This window comes from Pseudomonas libanensis (genome assembly GCF_001439685.1).
GTDB lineage: Bacteria > Pseudomonadota > Gammaproteobacteria > Pseudomonadales > Pseudomonadaceae > Aquipseudomonas > Aquipseudomonas libanensis.
Genome location: NZ_JYLH01000003.1, coordinates 194,525 through 216,635, shown reverse-complemented (window position 1 = coordinate 216,635; position 22,111 = coordinate 194,525). Strand labels below are relative to the sequence as shown.

The window sequence follows — 22,111 nt, the reverse complement described above, 5'->3', positions numbered from 1 at the left end:
TCCTGAATCGGTTGGGGGCCGCAAGCGCGGTAATCAGTGCAGTTCGGTGTCGGCGCCGACGTGCAGCAGCTCCATCAGGCGGCCGACCAGCGGGCCGATCTCCGGTAGCTTGCGGCGCTCCAGCGGGTTATCGCGAAACGGCAGGTCGATGCTGATTTCTTCGATGATGGTGCCGGGGCGTGCGCTCATGACCAGCAACCGGTCGGACATGGCGATGCCCTCGATCAGGTCGTGGGTGATGAACAGCGCAGTCTTCTTTTCATCGAACAGCATCCGTGCCATGTCCTGCTGCAGGATCATCTTGGTCTGGGCGTCGAGGGCGGAAAACGGCTCGTCGAGGAACAACACCTGGGGGTCGATGGCCAGGGTGCGTGCCAGGGCGGCGCGCTGGCGCATGCCACCGGAGAGCTGGAACGGGTAATGGTCGGCGAAGCCGTTGAGATGGCAACGGTCGAGCAAGTCCAGAGCCACCTTCTGCCGGGTCGCACTGGGCACGCCTTGAATTTCCAGGCCCAGTTCTACGTTGCGGCGAATGCTGCGCCATGGCATCAGCAAATCTTTTTGCAACATGAACGCGACTTGAGGCACGGGCCCGGTCACTGGCTCACCGCCCACGAAGACTTCGCCTTCACTGGGGCGATACAGGCCAGAGCCCATATTGAGGATGGTGCTCTTGCCGCAGCCGGACGGACCGATGATCGACACGACCTCGCCGCGACGGATCTTGAAGTTCACATCGCGAATGGCAAATGGCGCTGCTGTTTTACCTTTGGCTGGGAAACATTTACCGACATTACGGAATTCAATTTCAGTCGGCTCCAGCTCTTCCTTAAGTGCGGGCGTATTCCATTGGGGCGTCACGGCGTACATCTCTTTCACAGCCATCAGGAAGGTACTCTGGTCTGTTTTATAGGTGATACGCCGTTTAGTGCATGAACAATGCCAGTGAGTTAATTCCTACAAATTTTTGTTGAATTCCCTTTTAAATTAATTAGTTGCGAGATTAAGGTTGATTAACGATCGTTTCATATATGAAACCATTGTTTTTATATGGCACGAAACTGCACACCATTTGTGCATACGATGGGAACTTGCAATGAATGAATGCTTTTTCAAGTAACGCCGCAGGTGTGATGTTTTATAGGTGAAACGCACTAACAGCGCTTTATATAAGGAGAGGAATTGCGGGCAAAAAAAAGGGCCTGAAGAACGAGTCTTCAAGCCCTCAAAAGGTGAGAGGTGTCTAGTCCCTCAGCCTGGTGAGCGGTGCAACAAACGCTTAGGCCTTCAGCGGGACCAAGCGTGGGGCAATCATGTTTTCGGGGCGCAGGATGTCGTCGAGCATGGCGTCGTCGAGCAAGCCTTCTTCACGCACCAGTTCCAGCACGCCGCGCCCGCTTTCCAGAGCGATACGCGCGATGCGGGTGGCATTTTCATAGCCGATGTAGGGGTTCAGCGCGGTGACCAGGCCGATGGAGTGCTCCACCAGTTCGCGGCAGCGCGCTTCGTTGGCGGTGATGCCGACGATGCAGTGCTCGCGCAGCATGTCCATGGCGCGTTGCAGCAGGCGGATCGAGTCGAAGATCTTGAAGGCGATCAGCGGCTCCATCACGTTCAGTTGCAGTTGGCCGCCTTCGGCAGCCATGGTCAGGGCCAGGTCGTTACCGATGACCTGGAACGCTACCTGGTTGACCGCTTCCGGGATCACCGGGTTGACCTTGCCGGGCATGATCGAGCTGCCGGGCTGGCGCGCCGGCAGGTTGATCTCGTTGATGCCGGTGCGTGGGCCGCTGGACAGCAGGCGCAAGTCGTTGCAGATCTTCGACAGCTTCACGGCGGTACGCTTGAGCATGCCGGAGAACAGCACGAAAGCGCCCATGTCGGAGGTGGCTTCGATCAAGTCGGCCGCCGGTACCAGCGGCTGGCCGCTGATGGTGGCCAGGCGTTGTACGGCCAGAGCCTGGTAGCGCGGGTCGGCGTTGATGCCGGTGCCGATGGCGGTGCCGCCCAGGTTCACTTCGGTGAGCAACTCCGGCGCCAGGGTCTTCAGGCGCGCCAGGTCTTCGCCCAAGGTAGTGGCGAAAGCGCGGAATTCCTGGCCGAGGGTCATCGGCACGGCGTCTTGCAACTGGGTGCGGCCCATTTTCAGCACATGGCTGAACTCGGCGCCTTTGGCGGCGAACGCCTGGATCAGGCTGTCGAGGCTGGCCAGCAGCGCGTCGTGGCCCAGCAGCAGACCCAGGCGGATCGCGGTCGGGTAGGCGTCGTTGGTCGACTGCGCCATGTTCACGTCGTTGTTGGGATGCAGGTACTGGTATTCGCCTTTCTGGTGACCCATGGCCTCCAGCGCGATGTTGGCGATGACTTCGTTGGCATTCATGTTGGTTGAAGTGCCGGCGCCGCCTTGAATCATGTCCACCACGAACTCTTCGTGGAAATCGCCGCGGATCAGGCGGGCACAGGCTTCGCTGATGGCGGCGTGCTTGGCATCGCTGAGCTGGCCCAACTCACGGTTGGCGTCAGCTGCGGCTTGCTTGACCATTGCCAGGCCGACCACCAATTTCGGGTAATGCGAAATCGGAACGCCCGAGAGGCGGAAGTTATTCACCGCTCGCAGGGTCTGGATGCCGTAATACGCTTGAGCCGGTACTTCAAGTACGCCAAGCAGGTCTTTTTCTGTGCGGAATGATGCAGCGGAGGACATGACGGAAATCATCTCGATATGGACCCGGAACTGGCCGGAACGCTGCGAATGCTAGGCTTGTAGAACTTTTTGGGCCAATGCTGTTAAGCACTGGCCTATGCACAAACGGCATAATGTGGATGTGACCCAGCTATGATGGCGGGCGTGTGTGCCAAAATGGTGCATACCCTTGGGAGGAAGTGATGAACCTTGAGAGCAAATGGCTGGAAGACTTCAGCGCCCTGGCGGCCACCCGCAGTTTTTCCCAGGCAGCGGAACGGCGCTTTGTCACCCAACCGGCGTTCAGCCGCCGTATCCGTAGCCTTGAGGCCGCGTTGGGCCTGACCCTGGTCAACCGCTCGCGTACGCCAGTGGAGTTGACGGCGGCGGGGCAGCTGTTCCTGGTGACCGCGCGCACGGTGGTCGAACAGCTGGGCGAAGTACTGCGCCATTTGCATCACCTGGAAGGCGGGCAGGGCGAAGTCATGCAGGTGGCGGCCGCGCACTCGCTGGCACTGGGGTTCTTCCCACGCTGGATCGCACAGCTGCGCAACGAGGGCCTGAACATCGCCACGCGACTGGTCGCCACCAACGTCGGCGATGCGGTACACGCCCTTCGCGAAGGTGGCTGCGACCTGATGCTGGCGTTCTACGACCCGGATGCCGCGATGCAGATGGACGCCGAGATCTTCCCGTCCCTGCATCTGGGCAACACCGAGATGCTCCCGGTCTGCGCCGCCGATGCGGACGGCAAGCCGCTGTTCGACCTGGAGGGTGAGGGCAGTGTGCCGCTGCTCGCCTACAGCGCCGGGGCGTTCCTTGGCCGCTCGGTGAATCTGCTGCTGCGCCAGCGGGCCCTGCGTTTCACCACCATCTATGAAACCGCCATGGCCGACAGCCTAAAGAGCATGGCGCTCGAAGGCTTGGGGATCGCCTGGGTGCCGCAGTTGAGCGTACGTGCGGAGTTGGCGCGCGGCGAACTGGTGGTGTGCGGCGGGCCGCAATGGCATGTGCCGCTGGAGATTCGCTTGTATCGCTGCGCGTTGGTGCGCAAGGCGAATGTGCGGTTGTTGTGGCGCAAGCTGGAAGGTGGGGCCGCGCAAGGGGATCGAGGTCTCGCTTGAATTAAATTGAGTAGTTTACTGCTCAATAGATCGCTTTTTATCATTTTTGATCATTTTTCTGCCCAAAAAGTATTGTTCAATACGTGATCACTTGCCGGATAAATATTGGCTAGAATACTGATCAAAGATTTGTGTAAATCCATCTTTTGATCAGGAAACTGCACAAAATGCGAATGACGACGATGAGTGAGCAAGCTATCGCACAAGCGATTGGCTCGCGCGTTGAAGCCTTGAGGGTGAAGAAGAACATCAATCAGGAAACGATTGCCGAGGAGGCGGGTATTTCCCGCACGACGTTACGGCAGTTGATGGCGGGCAAGGGCACCTTGGTCAATCTGATTGCGGTGTTGCGGGTGATCGGGGAACTGGATCGGTTGAGTTCTCTGGTCGAGGAGGTGCGTTCAAGCCCCATCCAGATGGCGAAAATGGGCGGGAAAAAACGTCAGCGCGCCTATACCACCCGCAAAGACTCATCCGAAACCACCTCCGTACCGGGCCAGAAAAAGCGCCTTGTGCCCGACACAGTCAAGAAGGACACCCGTTGGTGATTGCACAGATCTATTTATGGGGTTTATACGTCGGAGCGCTCAATTGGGACGAGACAACCCAGGTGGGCGAGTTCGAGTTTTCACCCGAGTTTGTCTCCACGGGGCTTGAGATCTCGCCCATTCACATGCCCGCCCGCGCCGGGTACACCTACGCATTTACCAACCTGAACCGGGAAACCTATAAGGCGCTTCCGGCGATTTTTGCCGACTCGCTTCCGGATGACTTCGGTAATGCATTGATCAACGCTTGGTTGGCGCAGCAGGGGCGCGACAAGCTTTCGTTCACACCGGTGGATCGACTCCTCTACCAAGGTAATCGCGGTATGGGCGCGCTGGAATATCGGCCGGCCATGAATACTGAGGCCAACGAGGCCGAAACCATCGAGATCGCGGCGCTGACCCAGTTGGCTGGGGAGGTGCTCTCGGGGCGACAAAGCCTGGAGGACCGGCTGACATCCAATGACCCTAGCGTCGACGACGCCGCGTTGCAGCGCTTGATCCAGGTGGGCACAAGTGCCGGTGGCGCTCGCGCAAAGGCGATCATTGCCATCAATCGCGAAGGACATATCCGGTCAGGGCAGGTTCCAGCGCCCAAAGGCTATAGCTACTGGTTGCTCAAGTTCGATGTCGCAAAAAACACTGACGTGCTTGCCGATAGCCAGGGGTTTGGTCGCATCGAGTACGCCTACTACTTGATGGCCAGGCAAGCCGGTGTGGTAATGACGGAGTGCCGTCTGCTTGAAGAGGGCGGGCGTGCTCATTTCATGACCAAGCGATTCGACCGGACCGATGACGGTGACAAGATTCACACCGCGACCTTGTGCGCACTGGATCATGCTGACTACAAAAAACCGGGTGAGTACTCCTACGCCGAGGCCCTGAACGTGTTCAGGGCGCTGAAACTGGGGCGTCGGGAAGCGGAGCAGTTTTTTAGACGCATGGTATTCAACGTGATCGCCCGGAATCAGGACGACCACACCAAGAACATCAGCTTTTTGCTGGACACTGACGGTACCTGGTATTTGTCGCCTGCCTATGACGTTACCTGGTCCTATATGCCTGGAAACTTCTGGGTCGACAGCCATCAGATGAGCATCAACGGTAAGCGCGACAATTTTGTGGTGGATGACTTGCTCAGTGTGGGCAGCCAGATCAAAGGGCTGAAGGCCAAGCAGGTCATTCGCGAGGTGCATGAGGCGGTGATGCAATGGCCTGTGATCGCTGCAAAAGTGGGGGTCTCGTCGGTCATGATCGATGCGATTGCCAAGACCCATCGACTGGACCTCGCGCCTGACTCTTAAGTCAATAAAACCGCCACTTTGCGCCGCTAGACAGATGGTCATCCCAGGGGCTGTTTATCTGGATTATTACGGTATACTGCGCGGCCTTCGGCCGGTCCAACCGGCCTTAATTCGTACTCCAAGCCACGCCGGTCTCCCGCGTGGCTTGTTGTTTTTTGACGCGCCTGCGGGCGCCCAGAGAGAAGAGGCACGACGATGAGTGCATTGGTTGGCGTGATCATGGGCTCCAAGTCCGATTGGTCCACCCTTAGCCACACCGCCGATATGCTGGAAAAACTCGGCATTCCGTATGAAGTGAAGGTGGTCTCCGCCCACCGCACGCCGGACTTGCTGTTCCAGTATGCCGATGAAGCAGAATCCCGTGGCATCGAGGTGATCATCGCCGGTGCCGGTGGCGCGGCGCACCTGCCAGGCATGTGTGCAGCCAAGACCCACCTGCCGGTGCTGGGTGTGCCGGTGCAGTCGGCGATGCTCTCGGGCGTGGATTCGCTGTTGTCCATCGTGCAGATGCCAGCCGGTATCCCGGTGGCGACCCTGGCAATCGGCAAGGCCGGCGCGATCAACGCCGCCTTGCTGTCCGCCAGCATCCTGGGCGCCAAGCACCCGCAGTTCCACGCGGTGCTGAAAAAATTCCGTGCCGAGCAGACAGACAGCGTGCTGGACAATCCGGACCCACGTATCGCCTGAGGTTGTTGACGATGAAAATCGGTGTAATCGGTGGCGGCCAACTGGGCCGCATGCTGGCCCTGGCGGGCACTCCGCTGGGAATGAATTTCGCTTTCCTGGACCCGGCGCCAGACGCTTGCGCCGCCGCCCTGGGTGAACACCTGCGCGCTGACTACAGCGACCCGGATCACCTGCGCCAACTGGCCGACGAAGTCGACCTGGTGACCTTCGAGTTCGAAAGTGTCCCGGCCGAAACCGTGGCCTTCCTGTCGCAGTTCGTGCCGGTTTACCCGAGCGCCGAAGCCTTGCGCATCGCCCGGGACCGCTGGTTCGAGAAGAGCATGTTCAAGGACCTGGGCATCCCTACCCCGGCTTTCGCCGACATCCAGTCCCAGACAGACCTGGACGCCGCTGTCGCCAGCATCGGCCTGCCGGCCGTGTTGAAAACCCGCACTTTGGGTTACGACGGCAAGGGCCAGAAAGTCCTGCGCAGCGAAGCCGACGTGGTCGGTACTTTCGCCGAACTGGGCAGCGTTCCTTGCCTGCTGGAAGGCTTCGTGCCGTTCACCGGCGAAGTCTCGCTGATTGCCGTGCGGGCTCGCGATGGCGAGATCCGTTTCTACCCCTTGGTGCACAACACCCACGTCAACGGCATTCTCAAAGTGTCGGTGGCCAGCACTGATCACCCGCTGCAAGCCCTCGCCGAGGACTACTCCAGCCGTGTGCTCAAGCAGCTGGATTACGTCGGCGTGATGGCGTTCGAGTTCTTTGAAGTCGACGGCGGCCTCAAGGCCAACGAGATCGCGCCCCGTGTGCACAACTCCGGGCATTGGACCACCGAAGGCGCCGAGTGCAGCCAGTTCGAAAACCACCTGCGCGCGGTGGCCGGCTTGCCGTTGGGCTCTACGGCCAAGGTCGGCGAGAGCGCCATGCTCAATTTCATTGGCGTGGTACCGCCGGTTGAACGGGTGATCGCGATCGACGACTGCCACCTGCACCACTACGGCAAGGCCTTCAAGGCGGGGCGCAAAGTCGGTCATGCCAACCTGCGTTGCAAGGACCGTGCGACCCTGCAGGCACAGATCCTCAAGGTCGAGGCGCTGATCGCCGAGCAATAACCCGAGGTTCGGCGGGAACCATTGGTGGCCGTCGTCTCTCTGATTGCAGGATGACAAAGCCTGACTAGGCTTTGTCATGACTCATATTCAATCAGAGGGAAATGCCATGGGTATCATTGGAACCATCTTTATCGGCTTGATCGTTGGCCTGCTGGCGCGTTTCCTCAAGCCTGGCGACGACAGCATGGGCTGGATCATGACCATCCTGTTGGGTATCGCCGGCTCCCTGGCCGCGACGTACGGCGGCCAGGCACTGGGGATCTACCAGGCAGGCCAGGGTGCGGGCTTCATCGGCGCACTGGTGGGTGCCATCGTGTTGCTGGTGATCTACGGCCTGATCAAAAAGAAGTAATCAGCCGACAAAGTCCTCTGCGCTGCGCAGGCGCAGAGGGCTAGAATGCTCGGCACTTGTATTTGCCGAGCCTCTACATGCGCCGTCTTCTATTGACCCTTCTGCTGCTGGCCCCTGGCCTGACCCATGCTGGCGAACTGCCGGAAACTGACTGGCTTGAGCTGATGCCGCTTTCGGACCAGAAAGCCCTCGAAGCCATGCCCGAGATCGACCACAATTCCCCCGAAGCCCAAGGCACGTTCACCGAAAAGGGTGGCTTGAAACAGAGCAAAGGCTTGCCCGCGGTAATGTATTCCACCAAGACTGTGGCGGCCATGAACGGCAAAGACATCCGTATCGGCGGCTATCCAGTGCCGTTGGAAACCGATGCCAAAGGCCGCAGCACGCTGTTCTTCCTGGTGCCGTATCCGGGCGCCTGCATCCATGTGCCGCCACCGCCGCCTAACCAACTGGTGCTGGTGCGATATCCCAAGGGGTTGAAGCTGGATGATATCTACACGCCGTTGTGGGTGACGGGCACGTTGAAGGTGGAGAAGGTCAACAATGACTTGGCCGATGCAGCTTACGCGCTGGAGGCCGGGAAGGTGAGGGTAGTGAAGGAATCCGATCTCTAAAGCCCAACACATAACCAATGCGGGAGGGAGCAAGCCCCCTCCCACATTTGATTGGGTTTACGAGGTGATACTGGTGATGCTCACGCCCAGAGTGTGGCTTTCACCGGGCGCCAGGCTCACCACATCATCCAGCACATTCGCCGTCTCGATGCACAACATGCCCTGCCAGCCGTCATTGGCCATGTCATCAAGCGCCTTGGCCCGTTCGGTCCAGGGGTTCCAGACTACCGTCGAGTTCGAGCCCTGGCTGGTGAGTTGAACGCGGCGCTGCCAGTCTTTATCGACAATGCTCAACTGCGCCGGCGTATCCAGGTAGATGCGATCGGTCTCGGCGGTGAACTGCAGCTGGCCGGCTTGCTGCTTCTCGGTCCAGCCGTCGGCGGTATCGATATACGCCAAGCCATCCAGGCCCTCGACCTGCACACTGCGCACATCGCTCACAGCAAAGTAGGTGTGCAGCGCCTGGCTGAGGGTCACGGTGTCGGTGCCTTGATTGTGGCTGGTCAGTTGGATATGCAGTTGGTCGTCCAGCAGCAGGCTTAACGTCAAGTTGACCTGATGGGGCCAGTCGGGAAAGCCGCCCGCAGGAACCGGCAGCACCAGCTCGATGCGCAGGGTTTCACCTTCAATTGCAGTCTCGGTCAATTCCCAGAGGGCGGTGCGCACAAAACCATGCGCACCAGCCGGTTGATCGCTTTGACGCATCGTCTTGACGCTTTGCGGGTTGCGATCGAACACGCCAAACCACGGCCAGCACACCGGCACCCCGGTACGAATGCCCTTGCCCGGCTTGAACACCGCTTCAGGGTTCGGCCAGATCAGCGGCTGCTCGCCCTGGCGCTGGTAACTGAAGATATGCGCACCCTGCCGGGCCACCATCAGTTCGGCGCCGTTGTGGCGAATGCGCCAGCAGTCCAGCTCGTCGACTTTCACCGTTTCAACGTGGGGCGTAGGCATAACAAAGCTCTCTCAAGGGCGGGCAATGGGGCAATTGACCGTGAAAACCCGGGGATGTTTAACGCGCCCGTGACGGTACCGACCGCGTGCGGCCGCTGCCATCGATGGCGACGAACACAAATACCGCCTCGGTCACCTTGCGCCATTCGCTGGACAGCGGGTCATCGCTCCACACCTCGACCATCATCTGGATCGAGCTGCGGCCAATTTCCAGGGCCTGGGTATAGAAGGAAAGCTGCGCGCCCACTGCCACCGGTACCAGGAAGGCCATGCGGTCAATAGCCACAGTCGCCACTCGCCCACCGGCAACCTTGCTGGCCATTGCCGTGCCGGCCAGGTCCATCTGCGCGACCAGCCAGCCGCCGAAGATATCGCCAAAACCGTTGGTTTCACGAGGGAGTGCAGTGATTTGCAGGGCGAGATCGCCTTGCGGGATAGGATCTTCTTGTTCGAGTTCGATCATGCCGGGGGTGCCTCTGACCCGTGACGCTTCTTATAAGTGGTGCAAAGTGGATAGCCGACTATTGGAAAAACGTTTCAGCACAAACATACGCGTTCGATGCGTTTCTCGTAAGGCGTGCTAAGGGAAACTCTGGCAAACCGGCTGGGCGGCCCCAACGGCGTTTGGCACAGCAGCCCTCAAGACCGCGGTTCTGCGCTTGCAAGGGCCGAGTATATCGAGACGCTGGCGCCGCGACGACCTCCCAAGGCTCATTTGGTCGGTAAATAGGCGCTGTATCGGGGCTTTTTCCGGCAACTGTGCTTCTGGCCGAGTTGAGCGCTGGCCTGCGCCGGTAAGATTGCCTGCCACTGAACTGTTATAGGCTCGGCGCTGTGCTTTTTGGAGCGATTTGCTATCTTGCCAAGCCTGCCGCAAGTCCCGGGCTTGCCGTCCTGACTACTATAAGAGAAACCTTGCCATGTCCTCCGTGCCCGCAAGCAGTGCGCAACCCTCGCGCCCGCTGACCCGCAACGACTACAAAACCCTGTCGCTGTCTGCCTTGGGCGGGGCGCTGGAGTTCTACGACTTCATCATCTTCGTGTTTTTCGCCACCGTGGTCGGGAAGCTGTTCTTCCCCGTCGACATGCCCGAATGGCTGCGCATGATGCAGACCTTCGGCATCTTCGCCGCCGGCTATCTGGCGCGCCCTCTGGGCGGCATCATCATGGCGCACTTCGGTGATCTGCTGGGGCGCAAGAAGATGTTCACCCTGAGCATCTTCATGATGGCCGTGCCGACCCTGATCATGGGCCTGCTACCGACTTACGCGCAGATTGGCCTGTGGGCGCCGCTCCTGCTGCTGCTGATGCGCGTCATCCAGGGCGCGGCGATTGGCGGCGAGGTACCCGGCGCCTGGGTGTTCGTCTCCGAGCACGTCCCGCCGCGCCACATCGGCTACGCCTGCGGCACCCTGACCAGCGGCCTCACCGCCGGTATCTTGCTGGGCTCGCTGGTGGCCACCGCCATCAATACGGCCTATACCCCGGAGCAGGTCTCCGATTACGCCTGGCGGATCCCGTTCCTGCTCGGCGGTGTATTCGGCCTGCTGTCGGTGTATCTGCGCCGCTGGCTGCATGAAACACCGATCTTCGCCGAGATGCAGCAACGCAAGACCTTGGCTGCCGAGCTGCCGTTGCGCGCAGTGCTGCGCGATCATCGCGGCGCCATTGTGTTGTCGATGCTGCTGACCTGGCTGCTGTCGGCCGGTGTCGTGGTGGTTATCCTCATGACCCCGACCGTGCTGCAAACCGTCTATCACTTCAGCCCTACGGTTGCGCTGCAAGCCAACAGCCTGGCCATCGTGACGTTGAGCCTGGGTTGCATCGCCTCGGGTGCCCTGGCCGATCGTTTTGGCGCCGGCCGCGTATTGGTCACCGGTTGCGCGTTGCTGCTGGCAACCTCCTGGACGCTCTATCACAGCCTGATGGCTCACCCGGACTGGCTGTTCCCGTTGTACGCCTTGACCGGCCTGTTTGTCGGCACCATCGGTGTAGTGCCCTACGTGATGGTAAAAGCGTTCCCGCCAGTGGTGCGTTTCAGTGGCCTGTCGTTCTCCTACAACGTCGCCTATGCCGTGTTCGGTGGGCTGACGCCATTGGCGGTGTCACTGCTGATGAAGGAGAGCCCCATGGGGCCGGCCTACTACGTTGCTGCTCTGTGTTTGATGGGGATGCTGGTGGGTGGATATCTGTGGAGGCGTTCCCGCTAAGATTGATCGTTCCTCCGATAGTGGCCTTTCATCTAATTGTCATATTTAAGACATAGAGTGTTCACACGGCCTCCCGATACTTGGCCCCGATCCAATTATCCCTATCTGCTAGGAGCAAGGCATGAAACTGAAACGTTTGATGGCGGCAATGACTTTTGTCGCTGCTGGCGTTGCGACCGCCAACGCGGTGGCCGCTGGTGTTGATCCGGCAATCCCGGCTTACGTCAAGACCACTGGTGTGTCGGGCAACCTGTCCAGCGTCGGTTCCGATACCCTGGCCAACCTGATGACCCTGTGGGCCGAGGGTTACAAGAAGGAATACCCGAACGTCAACATCCAGATTCAAGCTGCCGGTTCCGCCACCGCGCCACCTGCGCTGACTGAAGGCACCTCCAACCTGGGCCCGATGAGCCGCAAGATGAAGGACACGGAACTGGCGGCCTTCGAGCAGAAGTACGGCTACAAGCCAACCGCTATCCCGGTTGCCGTGGACGCCCTGGCGGTGTTCGTGCACAAGGACAACCCGATCCAGCACCTGACCATGGAGCAAGTGGACGCGATCTTCTCCTCGACTCGCCTGTGCGGCGCCAAAGCTGACGTTAAAACCTGGGGCGACCTGGGTGTGACCGGCGACCTGGCCAACAAGCCAGTGCAATTGTTCGGTCGCAACTCGGTATCCGGCACCTACGGCTACTTCAAGGAAGAAGCCCTGTGCAAAGGCGACTACAAGCCTAACGTGAACGAACAACCTGGCTCGGCTTCGGTCGTGCAGTCGATCAGCTCCTCGCTGAACGGCATCGGTTACTCGGGCATCGGCTACAAGACCGCCAGCGTGAAGACCGTAGCCCTGGCCAAGAAAGGCAGCACTGACTTCATCGAAGACAGCGAAGAAAACGCCCTGAACGGCAAATACCCGCTGTCGCGCTTCCTCTACGTTTATGTCAACAAAGCCCCGAACAAGCCGCTGGCACCGCTGGAAGCCGAGTTCGTGAAACTGGTGCTGTCCAAGCAGGGCCAGGAAGTCGTGGTGAAAGACGGCTACATTCCGCTGCCAGCCAAAGTGGCCGCCAAGGCACTGGCTGACCTGGGTCTGAAAGAAGGCAACTAAGCCTGCGATACCTGATGTAGACGCATGCTTTTCTGTGGGAGCGGGCTTGCCCGCGATGCTGGCGACGCGGTTTAGCGTTGAAATCGTGTTGATGCCATCGCGGGCAAGCCCGCTCCCACATAAGCAGTCTGCATCCCTAATTTTTTATCCGCTGCCAGCCTTGCTTCGCGGCGGATTTGTTGCGTCACTGCACTGTCATCTTTCTGTCATACAGGATCGCTAGGGTGTGCGCATGAATGATCTGGCCAATTCCACCATGACGACAACTTCTCCCCCCAAGCGCATTGATTTCAATACGCCTGAGCTGCAACGCAAGCGCCGCATGCGCGCGCTCAAGGATCGCCTGACCCGTTGGTACGTGCTGGTCGGCGGCCTCGCCGTTCTCGGTGCAATCACCCTGATTTTCTTCTTCCTCGCCTACGTGGTCGCACCCTTGTTCCAAGGTGCTTCGCTGACCAAGGAAGATGCGCTCACACCAGCCTGGATCCAGGATGCCGGCAAGCCGCTGATGATCTCCCTGGAAGAACAGAACCAGGTCGCCATGCGGGTTTCCGACAAGGGCCAGGCGCTGTTCTTTGCAGTCGACACCGGTGCTGAGCTCAAGCGCGTTGACCTGCCGCTTCCGGCCGGTACCAGCGTGGCCTCCATTGGTGAAGACCAGCCAGGCAGCCCGTTGGTGATCCTTGGCTTATCCAATGGCCAGTCCCTGGTGTTTCGCCACACCTATAAAGTGTCGTACCCGGACGGCAAGAAAACCATCAGCCCGGCGATCGAATACCCCTACGGCGAAACGCCAATCGTGCTGGATGACGCCGGTCGCCCGCTGGAGCACGTCGCGCTCAATGCTACCGACACCTCCCTGGTGGTGGCGGGTTCGGCCGGTTCGCACTTGAACGTGCTGACCCTGAGCCGCGAAGAAAACATGATGACCGGTGAAGTCACCAGTGAGCAGAAGCGTGTCGAGCTGCCACAGATGACCGAACCGGTGAAGGCGATCTTCATCGACCCGCGCCAGCAGTGGCTGTATGTGATCAACGGTCGCGCCCTGGCCGACGTGTTCAGCCTGCGCGACAAGAGCCTCAACGGGCGCTACAAGCTGCTGGAAGACGCCGACACGGAAATCACCGCCAGCACCCAGTTGGTCGGCGGTATCTCGCTGATCCTGGGTAACTCCAAAGGCGGCCTGGCCCAGTGGTTCATGGCCCGCGACCCGGATGGCGAGCAACGCCTCAAGCAGATCCGTACCTTCCAGATGGGCACTGCGCCCATCGTCGAAATCAGCGCTGAAGAGCGCCGCAAAGGCTTCACCGCCCTGGATGCTGCTGGCCAGTTCGGCGTGTTCCACAGCACCGCCCACCGCACCTTGCTGGTGGACCCGGTGGTCGACGGCCAGGGCTTGTTCGGCATGTCGCCACGGGCCAACCGTGTGATCGTCGAGGCGGGCGGCAAGCTGCAACCGCTGTTGCTCGATAATCCGCACCCGGAAGTCTCGTGGAGCGCGTTGTGGAGCAAGGTCTGGTACGAAAACTACGACGAGCCTAAATACGTCTGGCAGTCCACGGCCGCCAACACTGACTTCGAACCCAAGATGAGCCTGGCCCCGCTGACCTTCGGGACCTTGAAGGCTGCGTTCTACGCCATGCTGCTGGCGGCGCCACTGGCGGTTGCCGCCGCAATCTACACCGCGTACTTCATGGCCCCGAGCCTGCGCCGCAAGGTCAAGCCGGTGATCGAGCTGATGGAAGCCATGCCGACCGTGATCCTCGGCTTCTTCGCCGGCCTGTTCCTGGCGCCGTATGTGGAAGGGCATCTACCGGGGATTTTCAGCCTGTTGATGCTGTTGCCGATTGGCATCCTGGTGGCCGGTTTTGTCTTTAGCCGCTTGCCCGAGTCCATTCGCCTGCGGGTGCCGGATGGCTGGGAAAGCGCGATCCTGATCCCGGTGATCCTGTTCGTGGGCTGGCTCTCGCTGTACATGAGCCCGTACCTGGAGACCTGGTTCTTTGGCGGTGACATGCGCATGTGGATCTCCCACGACTTAGGGATTACCTACGACCAGCGCAACGCCCTGGTGGTTGGCCTCGCCATGGGCTTTGCGGTGATCCCGAACATTTACTCCATCGCCGAAGACGCCGTGTTCAGCGTGCCGCGCGGCCTGACCCTGGGCTCCCTGGCCCTGGGCGCCACGCCCTGGCAGACCATGACCCGCGTGGTCATTCTCACCGCCAGCCCGGGCATCTTCTCGGCGCTGATGATCGGCATGGGCCGTGCTGTCGGCGAGACCATGATCGTGCTGATGGCCACCGGTAACACCCCGGTGATGGAGATGAACCTGTTCGAGGGCCTGCGCACGCTGGCGGCCAACGTCGCGGTGGAAATGCCCGAGTCGGAAGTCGGCGGCAGTCACTACCGCGTGTTGTTCCTCTCGGCACTGGTGCTGCTGTTGTTCACCTTCATCATGAACACCCTCGCGGAGCTGATTCGTCAGCGTCTGCGCAAGAAATACTCGTCGCTTTAAGAAAGGTAGAAGTCTGTGAAACAGAACTCCCTGAATGGATGGTTCAAGAGCGGCGCCCCCGGTGTCTGGATCAGCGGTGGCGCGGTGTCCATCGCGGTCATCATGACCATTGGTCTGCTGGCTGTGATTGCGGTGCGGGGCTTGGGCCATTTCTGGCCGGCCGACCTGATCCAGGCCAACTACAACGTACCGGGCCAGGCCAACCACATCGTCATCGGCGAAGTGGTTCAGAAAGAAGAAGTGCCGCGTGAGCGCCTGAAAAGCGCCGGCCTGCCGGTGCCGGACGAAGGCCCTGAGTTCATGACCCGCGAGCTGATCAAGGTCGGCAACCGCGACCTGAACGGCAACGACTTCACCTGGATTGTCGGCGAGTGGTTGAAGGATCAGACCAAGCCGAGCAACCTGATGGCCATCGAGCGTCGCGAATGGGGCAATTTCTACGGCACCCTGGTCAACGTCAAGCAGGACGGCAAGGTCATTGCTGAAGGCGAAGCCGCGTGGCCGGAGTTGCAAGCCCGGGTCGCGCGCGTCAATCAGCTCGCCGCCCAGCTCAAGACCCTGGAAAAATCCGATATCGGCGCGATCAACGCCGGCCTCGAGCGCATCCGCCTGCACGGCCGCAAACTGGAACTGGAAGGCAAGCTCGACGCCGCCGCCCAGGCCGATATGGATGCCGACCGCGCCGAGCTGAACGCCCGCTACCAGGACATCGAAGCACGCCTGGCTGACCTGCACGCCCAGTTCAACCGCGACGCCCTGACAGCCCGCGACGGCAACGGCAAGGAAGTGGAGATCGGCATCGGCAAGGTGGTGCACGCTTACCAGCCTAACGCCATGGGCACGATGACCAAGATCGGCTTCTACTTCAGCAAGGTCTGGGAGTTCCTCAGCGACGACCCACGGGAAGCCAACACCGAAGGCGGGATCTTCCCGGCCATCTTCGGCACCGTGATGATGACCCTGATCATGGCGATGATCGTAACCCCGTTCGGCGTGCTGGCGGCCGTGTACCTGCGTGAATACGCCAAGCAGAACACCCTGACGCGGATTATCCGTATCGCCGTGAACAACCTGGCGGGCGTACCGGCCATCGTCTACGGCGTGTTCGGCCTGGGCTTCTTCGTCTATGTATTGGGCGGTTCGGTTGACCGCCTGTTCTTCGCCGAAGCCCTGCCGGCGCCGACCTTCGGTACCCCAGGCTTGCTGTGGGCCTCGCTGACCCTGGCGCTGCTGGCGGTGCCGGTGGTGATCGTGGCCACCGAAGAAGGCCTGGCGCGGATTCCTCGCACCGTGCGCGAAGGCTCCCTGGCGTTGGGCGCGACCAAGGCGGAAACGCTGTGGAAGATTGTGTTGCCGATGGCCAGCCCGGCGATGATGACCGGCATGATCCTCGCCGTGGCCCGCGCCGCCGGTGAAGTGGCGCCGCTGATGCTGGTGGGGGTGGTGAAACTGGCGCCGTCGCTGCCATTGGACGGTAACTATCCGTACTTGCACCTGGACCAGAAGATCATGCACCTGGGCTTCCATATTTATGACGTCGGCTTCCAGAGCCCCAACGTCGAAGCCGCACGACCGCTGGTGTACGCCACCGCCTTGCTGCTGGTACTGGTGATCGCCACGCTCAACCTGTCGGCGGTGTGGATTCGTAACCACCTGCGCGAAAAATACAAGGCGCTGGACAGCTAATGCGATCCAATGTGGGAGCTGGCTTGCCTGCGATGGCATCACCGCGGTTTTACTGCAATACCGCGCCACCCGCATCGCAGGCAAGCCAGCTCCCACAGGGCTCGGCGTCAGGCACAGAATTTGAGTAAGCCGCCCCGGCGGTTCAACGAAATGAATTGGTAGCACAGGGAGCATCCCATGCAACACGAAAACCATCCCCACGGCATCAACATGTCCGCCTTGGGTCGCGACAAGCAGAGCCTGAGTCTGGCCCAGGAAACCGTGGCCATCGAAGTGCCGGGCCTGAGCCTCTACTACGGCGACAAGCAGGCACTGTTTGACGTCAGCATGAACATCCCCAAGCAGCGCGTCACTGCCTTTATCGGCCCGTCCGGCTGCGGCAAGTCGACGTTGCTGCGTACGTTCAACCGCATGAACGACCTGGTCGACGGTTGCCGTGTGGAGGGTGCCATCAACCTCTACGGCACCAACATCTACCGCAAGGGCGAAGACGTGGCCGAGCTGCGCCGCCGCGTGGGCATGGTGTTTCAGAAGCCCAACCCGTTCCCCAAGACCATCTATGAAAACGTGGTCTACGGCCTGCGCATCCAGGGTATCAACAAGAAGCGCATCCTCGATGAAGCGGTTGAATGGGCCCTCAAGGGCGCGGCCCTGTGGGACGAGGTCAAGGACCGCCTGCACGAATCGGCCCTCGGTCTGTCCGGTGGCCAGCAGCAACGCCTGGTGATCGCCCGCACCATCGCCGTGGAGCCGGAAGTGCTGCTGCTCGACGAACCCTGCTCGGCCCTCGACCCGATCTCGACCCTGAAAGTCGAAGAGCTGATCTATGAACTCAAGTCCAAGTTCACCATCGTTATCGTGACCCACAACATGCAACAGGCGGCACGGGTTTCCGACTACACCGCGTTCATGTACATGGGCAAGCTGGTGGAATTCGGCGATACCGATACCCTGTTCACCAATCCGGCGAAGAAACAGACCGAAGACTACATCACCGGTCGCTATGGCTAGGAGGCCGTAGTTCTCCTCATTGCACTGACGCTGCGGTTCTCCGCACCTTACCGGACGCTCCAAGGACGCCAACATGATTAGCAAAGAAGGCCTTACCCATCACATCTCCGCGCAGTTCAACGCCGAGCTTGAGGAAGTGCGCAGCCACCTCCTGGCGATGGGTGGGCTGGTGGAGAAGCAAGTCAACGATGCGGTCACCGCGCTGATCGAGGCCGACTCGGGCCTGGCCCAGCAGGTGCGCGAGATCGATGACCAGATCAACCAGATGGAACGCAATATCGACGAGGAGTGCCTGCGCATTCTCGCCCGTCGCCAGCCGGCGGCCTCCGACCTGCGTTTGATCATCAGCATCTCCAAGTCGGTGATCGACCTGGAGCGTATCGGCGACGAAGCCACCAAGATCGCCCGCCGCGCCATCCAGTTGTGCGAAGAAGGCGAAGCGCCCCGCGGCTACGTGGAAGTGCGCCACATCGGCGACCAGGTGCGCAACATGGTGCGTGATGCCCTCGACGCCTTCGCCCGTTTTGACGCCGAACTGGCGTTGTCGGTGGCCCAGTACGACAAGATCATCGACCGCGAATACAAGACCGCATTGCGCGAACTGGCCACCTACATGATGGAAGACCCGCGCTCGATCTCGCGGGTGTTGAACATTATCTGGGTGCTGCGTTCCCTGGAGCGTATCGGCGACCATGCGCGCAATATCTCGGAATTGGTGATTTATCTGGTGCGCGGCACCGACGTACGGCACATGGGCCTCAAGCGCATGAAAGCCGAAGTTGAAGGCACTGCTGATCTAATCCCTAATGTTCCGGGTGAAACTGACGATAAGTAAGTTGCCCGAGAAATTAACGCCCGGCCTTTGGCCGGGCGTTTTTGTTTGTGGCACCGAATTTTTTGCGCGGGCTGAATTTGAACGTAATAGTGAAAAAAGCCCCGCTGTGACTGGCGAGTTTTGGCAAAATGCCATTAGTCAGGCGTTTTGCGTGCCGAAGTTTTTATAGGATAAAGGGTCGATGAGCAAAGTCAGTGTGTTGGTGGTGGATGACGCCTCGTTCATTCGCGACCTGGTGAAGAAGTGCCTGCGCAATTACTTCCCCGGGATCAAGATCGAAGATGCGGTGAACGGCAAAAAGGCGCAATCCATCCTGATGCGCGAAACCTTCGACCTGGTGCTGTGTGACTGGGAAATGCCGGAGATGTCCGGTCTTGAGCTCTTGACTTGGTGCCGCGGGCAAGCACATTTGAAGGCCATGCCGTTCGTGATGGTGACCAGTCGTGGCGACAAGGAAAACGTGGTGCAGGCGATCCAGGCCGGCGTTTCCGGTTATGTGAGCAAGCCGTTCACCAACGAGCAGTTGCTGAACAAGGTCAAGCAGGCCCTGCACAAGATCGGTCGCCTCGATGCACTGATCGCCAGTGCGCCGACCAAGATGAACTCGGCCTTCGGCAACGATTCCCTGAGTGCCCTGACCGGCGGCAAGCCCGAAGCGGTCAAATCGGCTCCCGTCGCGGCGGCCCCCAACAAAGGCCTGCTCAACAACCCGCCCGTGCAGGCGCCTGCGGCAGCGTCGCCGGCTGGCGGTCGCGGCCAGGGGCAGTTGCGCCTTTCAAGTGGCACCCAACAATGCGTGATCAAGGCCCTGAGCATCAAGGAAGCGTTGCTGGTGGTGCGGCGCAGCGAAGTCCTGCCCCAGGTCCTGGAAAGCGCCGTGCTCGACCTTGAGCAGGGTGAGAACGCCGAAGTCGCACGCCTCAATGGCTACCTGCACGCCATCGTCGCCTTCGAACCCAGGCCGGATAGTGATTGGCTGCAGCTGACCTTCCGCTTTATCGACCAGGATGCGCAGAAGCTGGACTACATCTCGCGCCTGATTGCGCGCGGTACGGCGCAGAAGCATTTTGTGCCGGGTGCTTGATCGCCTTAATAGCGGAAATTGACCGAGTATCTGATTCCCGTCAGTAGGCTTGATTTATATCTGTTTCAATATAGTCTCTCGGTAAGACCCCAGTGGACTTGAGCCTTTGCTATGCCTTGAAACAAACCTCCACCGCTTTTGGCTGAATCGTCGATTACGCTTTTTCTTTCCAGGAAAGGAGAAGCTAATGCCAAGGCACAAGGATGTGGTGTTTCTAGGAAGCTCGCTCAAGGATCTCAAGAATTTTCCTCTCGACGCCCGAAGGGCAGCTGGTTTTCAGTTGGATCTATTGCAACAGGGTGAACAGCCCTTTGATTGCAAACCGATGAAAACGATCGGAAGGGGCGTCAAGGAGATCCGGATCACTGAGGAATCGGGAGCGTTTCGAGTGTTCTATGTGGTCAATCGGCCGGAAGCTGTCTACGTGCTGCACGCGTTGCGCAAGACCACACAGAAAACCGAAGGGCGGGATATCGAGCTGGCTCGCGCCAGATTGCAGGAGTTAGGTTAAGCCCATGACAAATCAAAAGTTACATACCGAGCGTTTCAACTGTGTGTGGGATGCTCTGGAAGACACGCCCGTGCAAGCTGCCAATATGCGCCTGCGCTCAAAGTTGCTGTTGGAATTGTGCAACACCATTCGCAGCTGGGAGCTTTCCCAGAAGGATGCGGCGCAAAGACTGGGTATCAGCCAACCCCGCCTGAACGATGTGCTCAACGGTAAGATCAATAAGTGTTCTCTGGATGCGTTAGTCAATCTTTCGGCTGCCGCCCAGATGAATGTGGATATCTGTTTTAACGCGCTGCCTGCTTGACGATCGTTCAAGGGCGTCACGACGCTCGGGACATTGCCCAATTTTGCATTGGGCAATCGAAGGTCAGTCCAGCAGCAACACCTTGGCCAACACGATCTTCGGCCCTTTCATCTTCTTGATGATGATCCGCAGGCCTTCAACTTCCAGCACTTCTTCCTCTTCCGGCACGCGCTTTAGGGTGTCGTAGATCAGCCCGGCGAGGGTTTCTGCTTCGATGTGGTCCAGGTCGACGCCCAACAGGCGTTCCACCTTGAACAGCGGCGTGTCGCCACGCACCAGCAGTTTGCCGGGCTGGTAGGCGAGGATGCCGCGCTCGGCCTTGCGGTGCTCGTCCTGGATATCGCCCACCAGCACTTCCAGCACGTCTTCCATGGTCAGGTAGCCGATGATCTTGCCGTCGGCTTCCTCCACCAGGGCGAAGTGCGCGCCGCCTTTGCGGAACTGCTCCAGCAGTTGCGACAGCGGCATATGCCGCGATACGCGTTCCAGCGGGCGGGTCAATTCGGCCAGGTTGAACGATTCGGGGATATGGTCCAGGGCGGCCAGTTCCAGCAGCAAATCCTTGATATGCAACAGGCCGACGAACTCATTGCGTACCGCGTCGTATACCGGGTAACGGCTGAATTTGTGGCGACGGAACAGCGCGAGGATTTCCTTGAGTGGGGCGTTGAAGTCCAGGGTTACCAGGTCTTCCCGGGAGTTGGCCCAGTCGACCACTTCCAGCTCGCCCATTTCCACCGCCGAGGCCAGTACGCGCATACCTTGGTCGCTCGGGTCCTGGCCACGGCTGGAGTGCAGGATCAGCTTGAGTTCTTCGCGGCTGTAATGGTGCTCATGGTGCGGGCCAGGCTCGCCTTGGCCGGCGACGCGCAGGATGGCGTTGGCGCTGGCGTTGAGCAGGTAGATGGCCGGATACATTGCCCAGTAGAACAAGTACAGCGGTACCGCCGTCCACAGCGACAGCAGTTCGGGCTTGCGAATCGCCCAGGACTTGGGCGCCAGCTCACCGACCACGATGTGCAGGTAGGAAATCACGAAGAAGGCGGCGAAGAACGACACGCCCTTGATCACTTCCGGCGACTGCACGCCGATGGCGCCCAGCATAGGCTCGAGGATGTGCGCAAAGGCCGGCTCACCGACCCAGCCCAGGCCCAGGGAAGCCAGGGTGATACCCAGCTGGCAGGCCGACAGGTAGGCGTCGAGCTGGCTGTGCACGGTGCGCAGGATCTGCCCGCGCCAGCCGTTCTTGTGGGCGATGGCCTCGACCCGGGTGGCGCGCAGCTTGACCATGGCAAATTCCGCCGCAACGAAGAAACCGTTGAGCAGTACCAGGACCAGTGCAAAAAGAATCATGCCGAAATCGGCGAAGAGTGTTGCGAGGGTAATACCAGGGGAAGGGTCCATGATGGGGTTTTGCAGGTTCCGTGTGTTCAATAAGGGATGAAAGGTGGGCCTGAAAGGCAGGCGCAAGTCGGCCAATG

At 59.9% G+C, this 22,111-nt stretch carries 21 protein-coding genes; 16 read left to right on the top strand and 5 right to left on the bottom strand.

Annotated elements, in window-relative coordinates; translation table 11 throughout:
• Nucleotides 1-33: 33 nt before the first annotated feature.
• Nucleotides 34-870, bottom strand: a complete 837-nt coding sequence (locus TU73_RS06340) for an ABC transporter ATP-binding protein (protein WP_057011644.1) — start codon at nucleotides 868-870, stop codon at nucleotides 34-36.
• A 409-nt stretch (nucleotides 871-1,279) separates the two neighbouring features.
• Complete coding sequence (gene aspA, locus TU73_RS06335; RefSeq protein ID WP_043048143.1) at nucleotides 1,280-2,704, bottom strand: aspartate ammonia-lyase; 1,425 nt, start codon at nucleotides 2,702-2,704, stop codon at nucleotides 1,280-1,282.
• Between the two features lie 182 nt (nucleotides 2,705-2,886).
• Between aspA and TU73_RS06330 the strand changes: the two genes are divergently transcribed.
• From TU73_RS06330 to TU73_RS06300, 7 genes are all read left to right on the top strand, one after another.
• Nucleotides 2,887-3,807: a LysR substrate-binding domain-containing protein gene (locus TU73_RS06330; protein ID WP_003195655.1), complete on the top strand. Its 921-nt coding sequence runs from the start codon at nucleotides 2,887-2,889 to the stop codon at nucleotides 3,805-3,807.
• Between the two features lie 167 nt (nucleotides 3,808-3,974).
• On the top strand, nucleotides 3,975-4,355 hold the full coding sequence (locus TU73_RS06325) for a helix-turn-helix domain-containing protein (RefSeq protein WP_057011477.1): 381 nt from the start codon (nucleotides 3,975-3,977) through the stop codon (nucleotides 4,353-4,355).
• Nucleotides 4,352-5,656: a type II toxin-antitoxin system HipA family toxin gene (locus TU73_RS06320; protein ID WP_082642556.1), complete on the top strand. Its 1,305-nt coding sequence runs from the start codon at nucleotides 4,352-4,354 to the stop codon at nucleotides 5,654-5,656. Before TU73_RS06325 ends, TU73_RS06320 begins: the two co-directional genes overlap by 4 nt.
• Nucleotides 5,657-5,851: 195 nt before the next feature.
• Nucleotides 5,852-6,343 (top strand): 5-(carboxyamino)imidazole ribonucleotide mutase, encoded by a 492-nt coding sequence (gene purE, locus TU73_RS06315; RefSeq protein WP_003176980.1) that lies wholly within the window; start codon nucleotides 5,852-5,854, stop codon nucleotides 6,341-6,343.
• Between the two features lie 11 nt (nucleotides 6,344-6,354).
• Nucleotides 6,355-7,440 carry a 5-(carboxyamino)imidazole ribonucleotide synthase gene (locus TU73_RS06310; RefSeq protein ID WP_057011475.1) on the top strand — a complete coding sequence of 362 codons (1,086 nt, stop codon included), beginning with the start codon at nucleotides 6,355-6,357 and terminating at the stop codon, nucleotides 7,438-7,440.
• Nucleotides 7,441-7,546: 106 nt separating this feature from the next.
• Nucleotides 7,547-7,792: a GlsB/YeaQ/YmgE family stress response membrane protein gene (locus TU73_RS06305; RefSeq protein ID WP_005792540.1), complete on the top strand. Its 246-nt coding sequence runs from the start codon at nucleotides 7,547-7,549 to the stop codon at nucleotides 7,790-7,792.
• A 77-nt stretch (nucleotides 7,793-7,869) separates the two neighbouring features.
• Complete coding sequence (locus TU73_RS06300; protein ID WP_057011474.1) at nucleotides 7,870-8,406, top strand: DUF3299 domain-containing protein; 537 nt, start codon at nucleotides 7,870-7,872, stop codon at nucleotides 8,404-8,406.
• Between the two features lie 57 nt (nucleotides 8,407-8,463).
• On the opposite strand, the gene TU73_RS06295 is transcribed toward TU73_RS06300, so the two are convergent.
• Nucleotides 8,464-9,363: a D-hexose-6-phosphate mutarotase gene (locus tag TU73_RS06295; RefSeq protein WP_057011473.1), complete on the bottom strand. Its 900-nt coding sequence runs from the start codon at nucleotides 9,361-9,363 to the stop codon at nucleotides 8,464-8,466.
• 58 nt (nucleotides 9,364-9,421) lie between these two features.
• Complete coding sequence (locus TU73_RS06290; RefSeq protein ID WP_003176975.1) at nucleotides 9,422-9,826, bottom strand: acyl-CoA thioesterase; 405 nt, start codon at nucleotides 9,824-9,826, stop codon at nucleotides 9,422-9,424.
• A gap of 457 nt (nucleotides 9,827-10,283) precedes the next feature.
• Between TU73_RS06290 and TU73_RS06285 the strand changes: the two genes are divergently transcribed.
• From TU73_RS06285 to TU73_RS06245, 9 genes are all read left to right on the top strand, one after another.
• The gene (locus TU73_RS06285) at nucleotides 10,284-11,573 is read left to right on the top strand and encodes an MFS transporter (RefSeq protein WP_057011472.1); all 1,290 of its coding nucleotides are present in this window, start codon (nucleotides 10,284-10,286) and stop codon (nucleotides 11,571-11,573) included.
• A 121-nt stretch (nucleotides 11,574-11,694) separates the two neighbouring features.
• Nucleotides 11,695-12,681: a phosphate ABC transporter substrate-binding protein PstS gene (locus tag TU73_RS06280; protein ID WP_017135798.1), complete on the top strand. Its 987-nt coding sequence runs from the start codon at nucleotides 11,695-11,697 to the stop codon at nucleotides 12,679-12,681.
• Nucleotides 12,682-13,165: 484 nt separating this feature from the next.
• Nucleotides 13,166-15,199, top strand: a complete 2,034-nt coding sequence (locus TU73_RS06275) for an ABC transporter permease subunit (protein WP_169918549.1) — start codon at nucleotides 13,166-13,168, stop codon at nucleotides 15,197-15,199.
• Between the two features lie 15 nt (nucleotides 15,200-15,214).
• Nucleotides 15,215-16,885: a phosphate ABC transporter permease PstA gene (gene pstA / locus TU73_RS06270; RefSeq protein ID WP_057011470.1), complete on the top strand. Its 1,671-nt coding sequence runs from the start codon at nucleotides 15,215-15,217 to the stop codon at nucleotides 16,883-16,885.
• A gap of 177 nt (nucleotides 16,886-17,062) precedes the next feature.
• On the top strand, nucleotides 17,063-17,896 hold the full coding sequence (gene pstB / locus TU73_RS06265) for a phosphate ABC transporter ATP-binding protein PstB (protein WP_057011469.1): 834 nt from the start codon (nucleotides 17,063-17,065) through the stop codon (nucleotides 17,894-17,896).
• Between the two features lie 73 nt (nucleotides 17,897-17,969).
• Nucleotides 17,970-18,731: a phosphate signaling complex protein PhoU gene (gene phoU / locus TU73_RS06260; protein ID WP_046070132.1), complete on the top strand. Its 762-nt coding sequence runs from the start codon at nucleotides 17,970-17,972 to the stop codon at nucleotides 18,729-18,731.
• 181 nt (nucleotides 18,732-18,912) lie between these two features.
• Nucleotides 18,913-19,815, top strand: coding sequence for a response regulator (locus tag TU73_RS06255; protein ID WP_057011468.1), 903 nt, complete (start codon nucleotides 18,913-18,915; stop codon nucleotides 19,813-19,815).
• A 187-nt stretch (nucleotides 19,816-20,002) separates the two neighbouring features.
• On the top strand, nucleotides 20,003-20,326 hold the full coding sequence (locus TU73_RS06250; protein ID WP_057011467.1) for a type II toxin-antitoxin system RelE/ParE family toxin: 324 nt from the start codon (nucleotides 20,003-20,005) through the stop codon (nucleotides 20,324-20,326).
• Nucleotides 20,327-20,330: 4 nt separating this feature from the next.
• Nucleotides 20,331-20,630, top strand: a complete 300-nt coding sequence (locus tag TU73_RS06245) for a helix-turn-helix domain-containing protein (protein WP_043048123.1) — start codon at nucleotides 20,331-20,333, stop codon at nucleotides 20,628-20,630.
• A gap of 63 nt (nucleotides 20,631-20,693) precedes the next feature.
• On the opposite strand, the gene TU73_RS06240 is transcribed toward TU73_RS06245, so the two are convergent.
• Nucleotides 20,694-22,034: a hemolysin family protein gene (locus TU73_RS06240; RefSeq protein ID WP_057011466.1), complete on the bottom strand. Its 1,341-nt coding sequence runs from the start codon at nucleotides 22,032-22,034 to the stop codon at nucleotides 20,694-20,696.
• Between the last annotated feature and the right edge of the window lie 77 nt (nucleotides 22,035-22,111).

Excerpts from the sequence above, each read along its gene's own strand:
- TU73_RS06290 (WP_003176975.1), bottom strand. The coding sequence starts at position 9,826 with ATGATCGAACTCGAACAAGAAGATCCTATCCCGCAAGGCGATCTCGCC.
- TU73_RS06250 (WP_057011467.1), top strand. The coding sequence starts at position 20,003 with ATGCCAAGGCACAAGGATGTGGTGTTTCTAGGAAGCTCGCTCAAGGAT.
- TU73_RS06310 (WP_057011475.1), top strand. The coding sequence starts at position 6,355 with ATGAAAATCGGTGTAATCGGTGGCGGCCAACTGGGCCGCATGCTGGCC.
- TU73_RS06245 (WP_043048123.1), top strand. The coding sequence starts at position 20,331 with ATGACAAATCAAAAGTTACATACCGAGCGTTTCAACTGTGTGTGGGAT.
- TU73_RS06240 (WP_057011466.1), bottom strand. The coding sequence starts at position 22,034 with ATGGACCCTTCCCCTGGTATTACCCTCGCAACACTCTTCGCCGATTTC.
- phoU (WP_046070132.1), top strand. The coding sequence starts at position 17,970 with ATGATTAGCAAAGAAGGCCTTACCCATCACATCTCCGCGCAGTTCAAC.
- purE (WP_003176980.1), top strand. The coding sequence starts at position 5,852 with ATGAGTGCATTGGTTGGCGTGATCATGGGCTCCAAGTCCGATTGGTCC.
- TU73_RS06330 (WP_003195655.1), top strand. The coding sequence starts at position 2,887 with ATGAACCTTGAGAGCAAATGGCTGGAAGACTTCAGCGCCCTGGCGGCC.
- TU73_RS06305 (WP_005792540.1), top strand. The coding sequence starts at position 7,547 with ATGGGTATCATTGGAACCATCTTTATCGGCTTGATCGTTGGCCTGCTG.
- TU73_RS06295 (WP_057011473.1), bottom strand. The coding sequence starts at position 9,363 with ATGCCTACGCCCCACGTTGAAACGGTGAAAGTCGACGAGCTGGACTGC.
- TU73_RS06325 (WP_057011477.1), top strand. The coding sequence starts at position 3,975 with ATGCGAATGACGACGATGAGTGAGCAAGCTATCGCACAAGCGATTGGC.
- TU73_RS06285 (WP_057011472.1), top strand. The coding sequence starts at position 10,284 with ATGTCCTCCGTGCCCGCAAGCAGTGCGCAACCCTCGCGCCCGCTGACC.
- aspA (WP_043048143.1), bottom strand. The coding sequence starts at position 2,704 with ATGTCCTCCGCTGCATCATTCCGCACAGAAAAAGACCTGCTTGGCGTA.
- TU73_RS06280 (WP_017135798.1), top strand. The coding sequence starts at position 11,695 with ATGAAACTGAAACGTTTGATGGCGGCAATGACTTTTGTCGCTGCTGGC.
- TU73_RS06255 (WP_057011468.1), top strand. The coding sequence starts at position 18,913 with ATGAGCAAAGTCAGTGTGTTGGTGGTGGATGACGCCTCGTTCATTCGC.
- TU73_RS06340 (WP_057011644.1), bottom strand. The coding sequence starts at position 870 with ATGTACGCCGTGACGCCCCAATGGAATACGCCCGCACTTAAGGAAGAG.
- pstB (WP_057011469.1), top strand. The coding sequence starts at position 17,063 with ATGCAACACGAAAACCATCCCCACGGCATCAACATGTCCGCCTTGGGT.
- TU73_RS06300 (WP_057011474.1), top strand. The coding sequence starts at position 7,870 with ATGCGCCGTCTTCTATTGACCCTTCTGCTGCTGGCCCCTGGCCTGACC.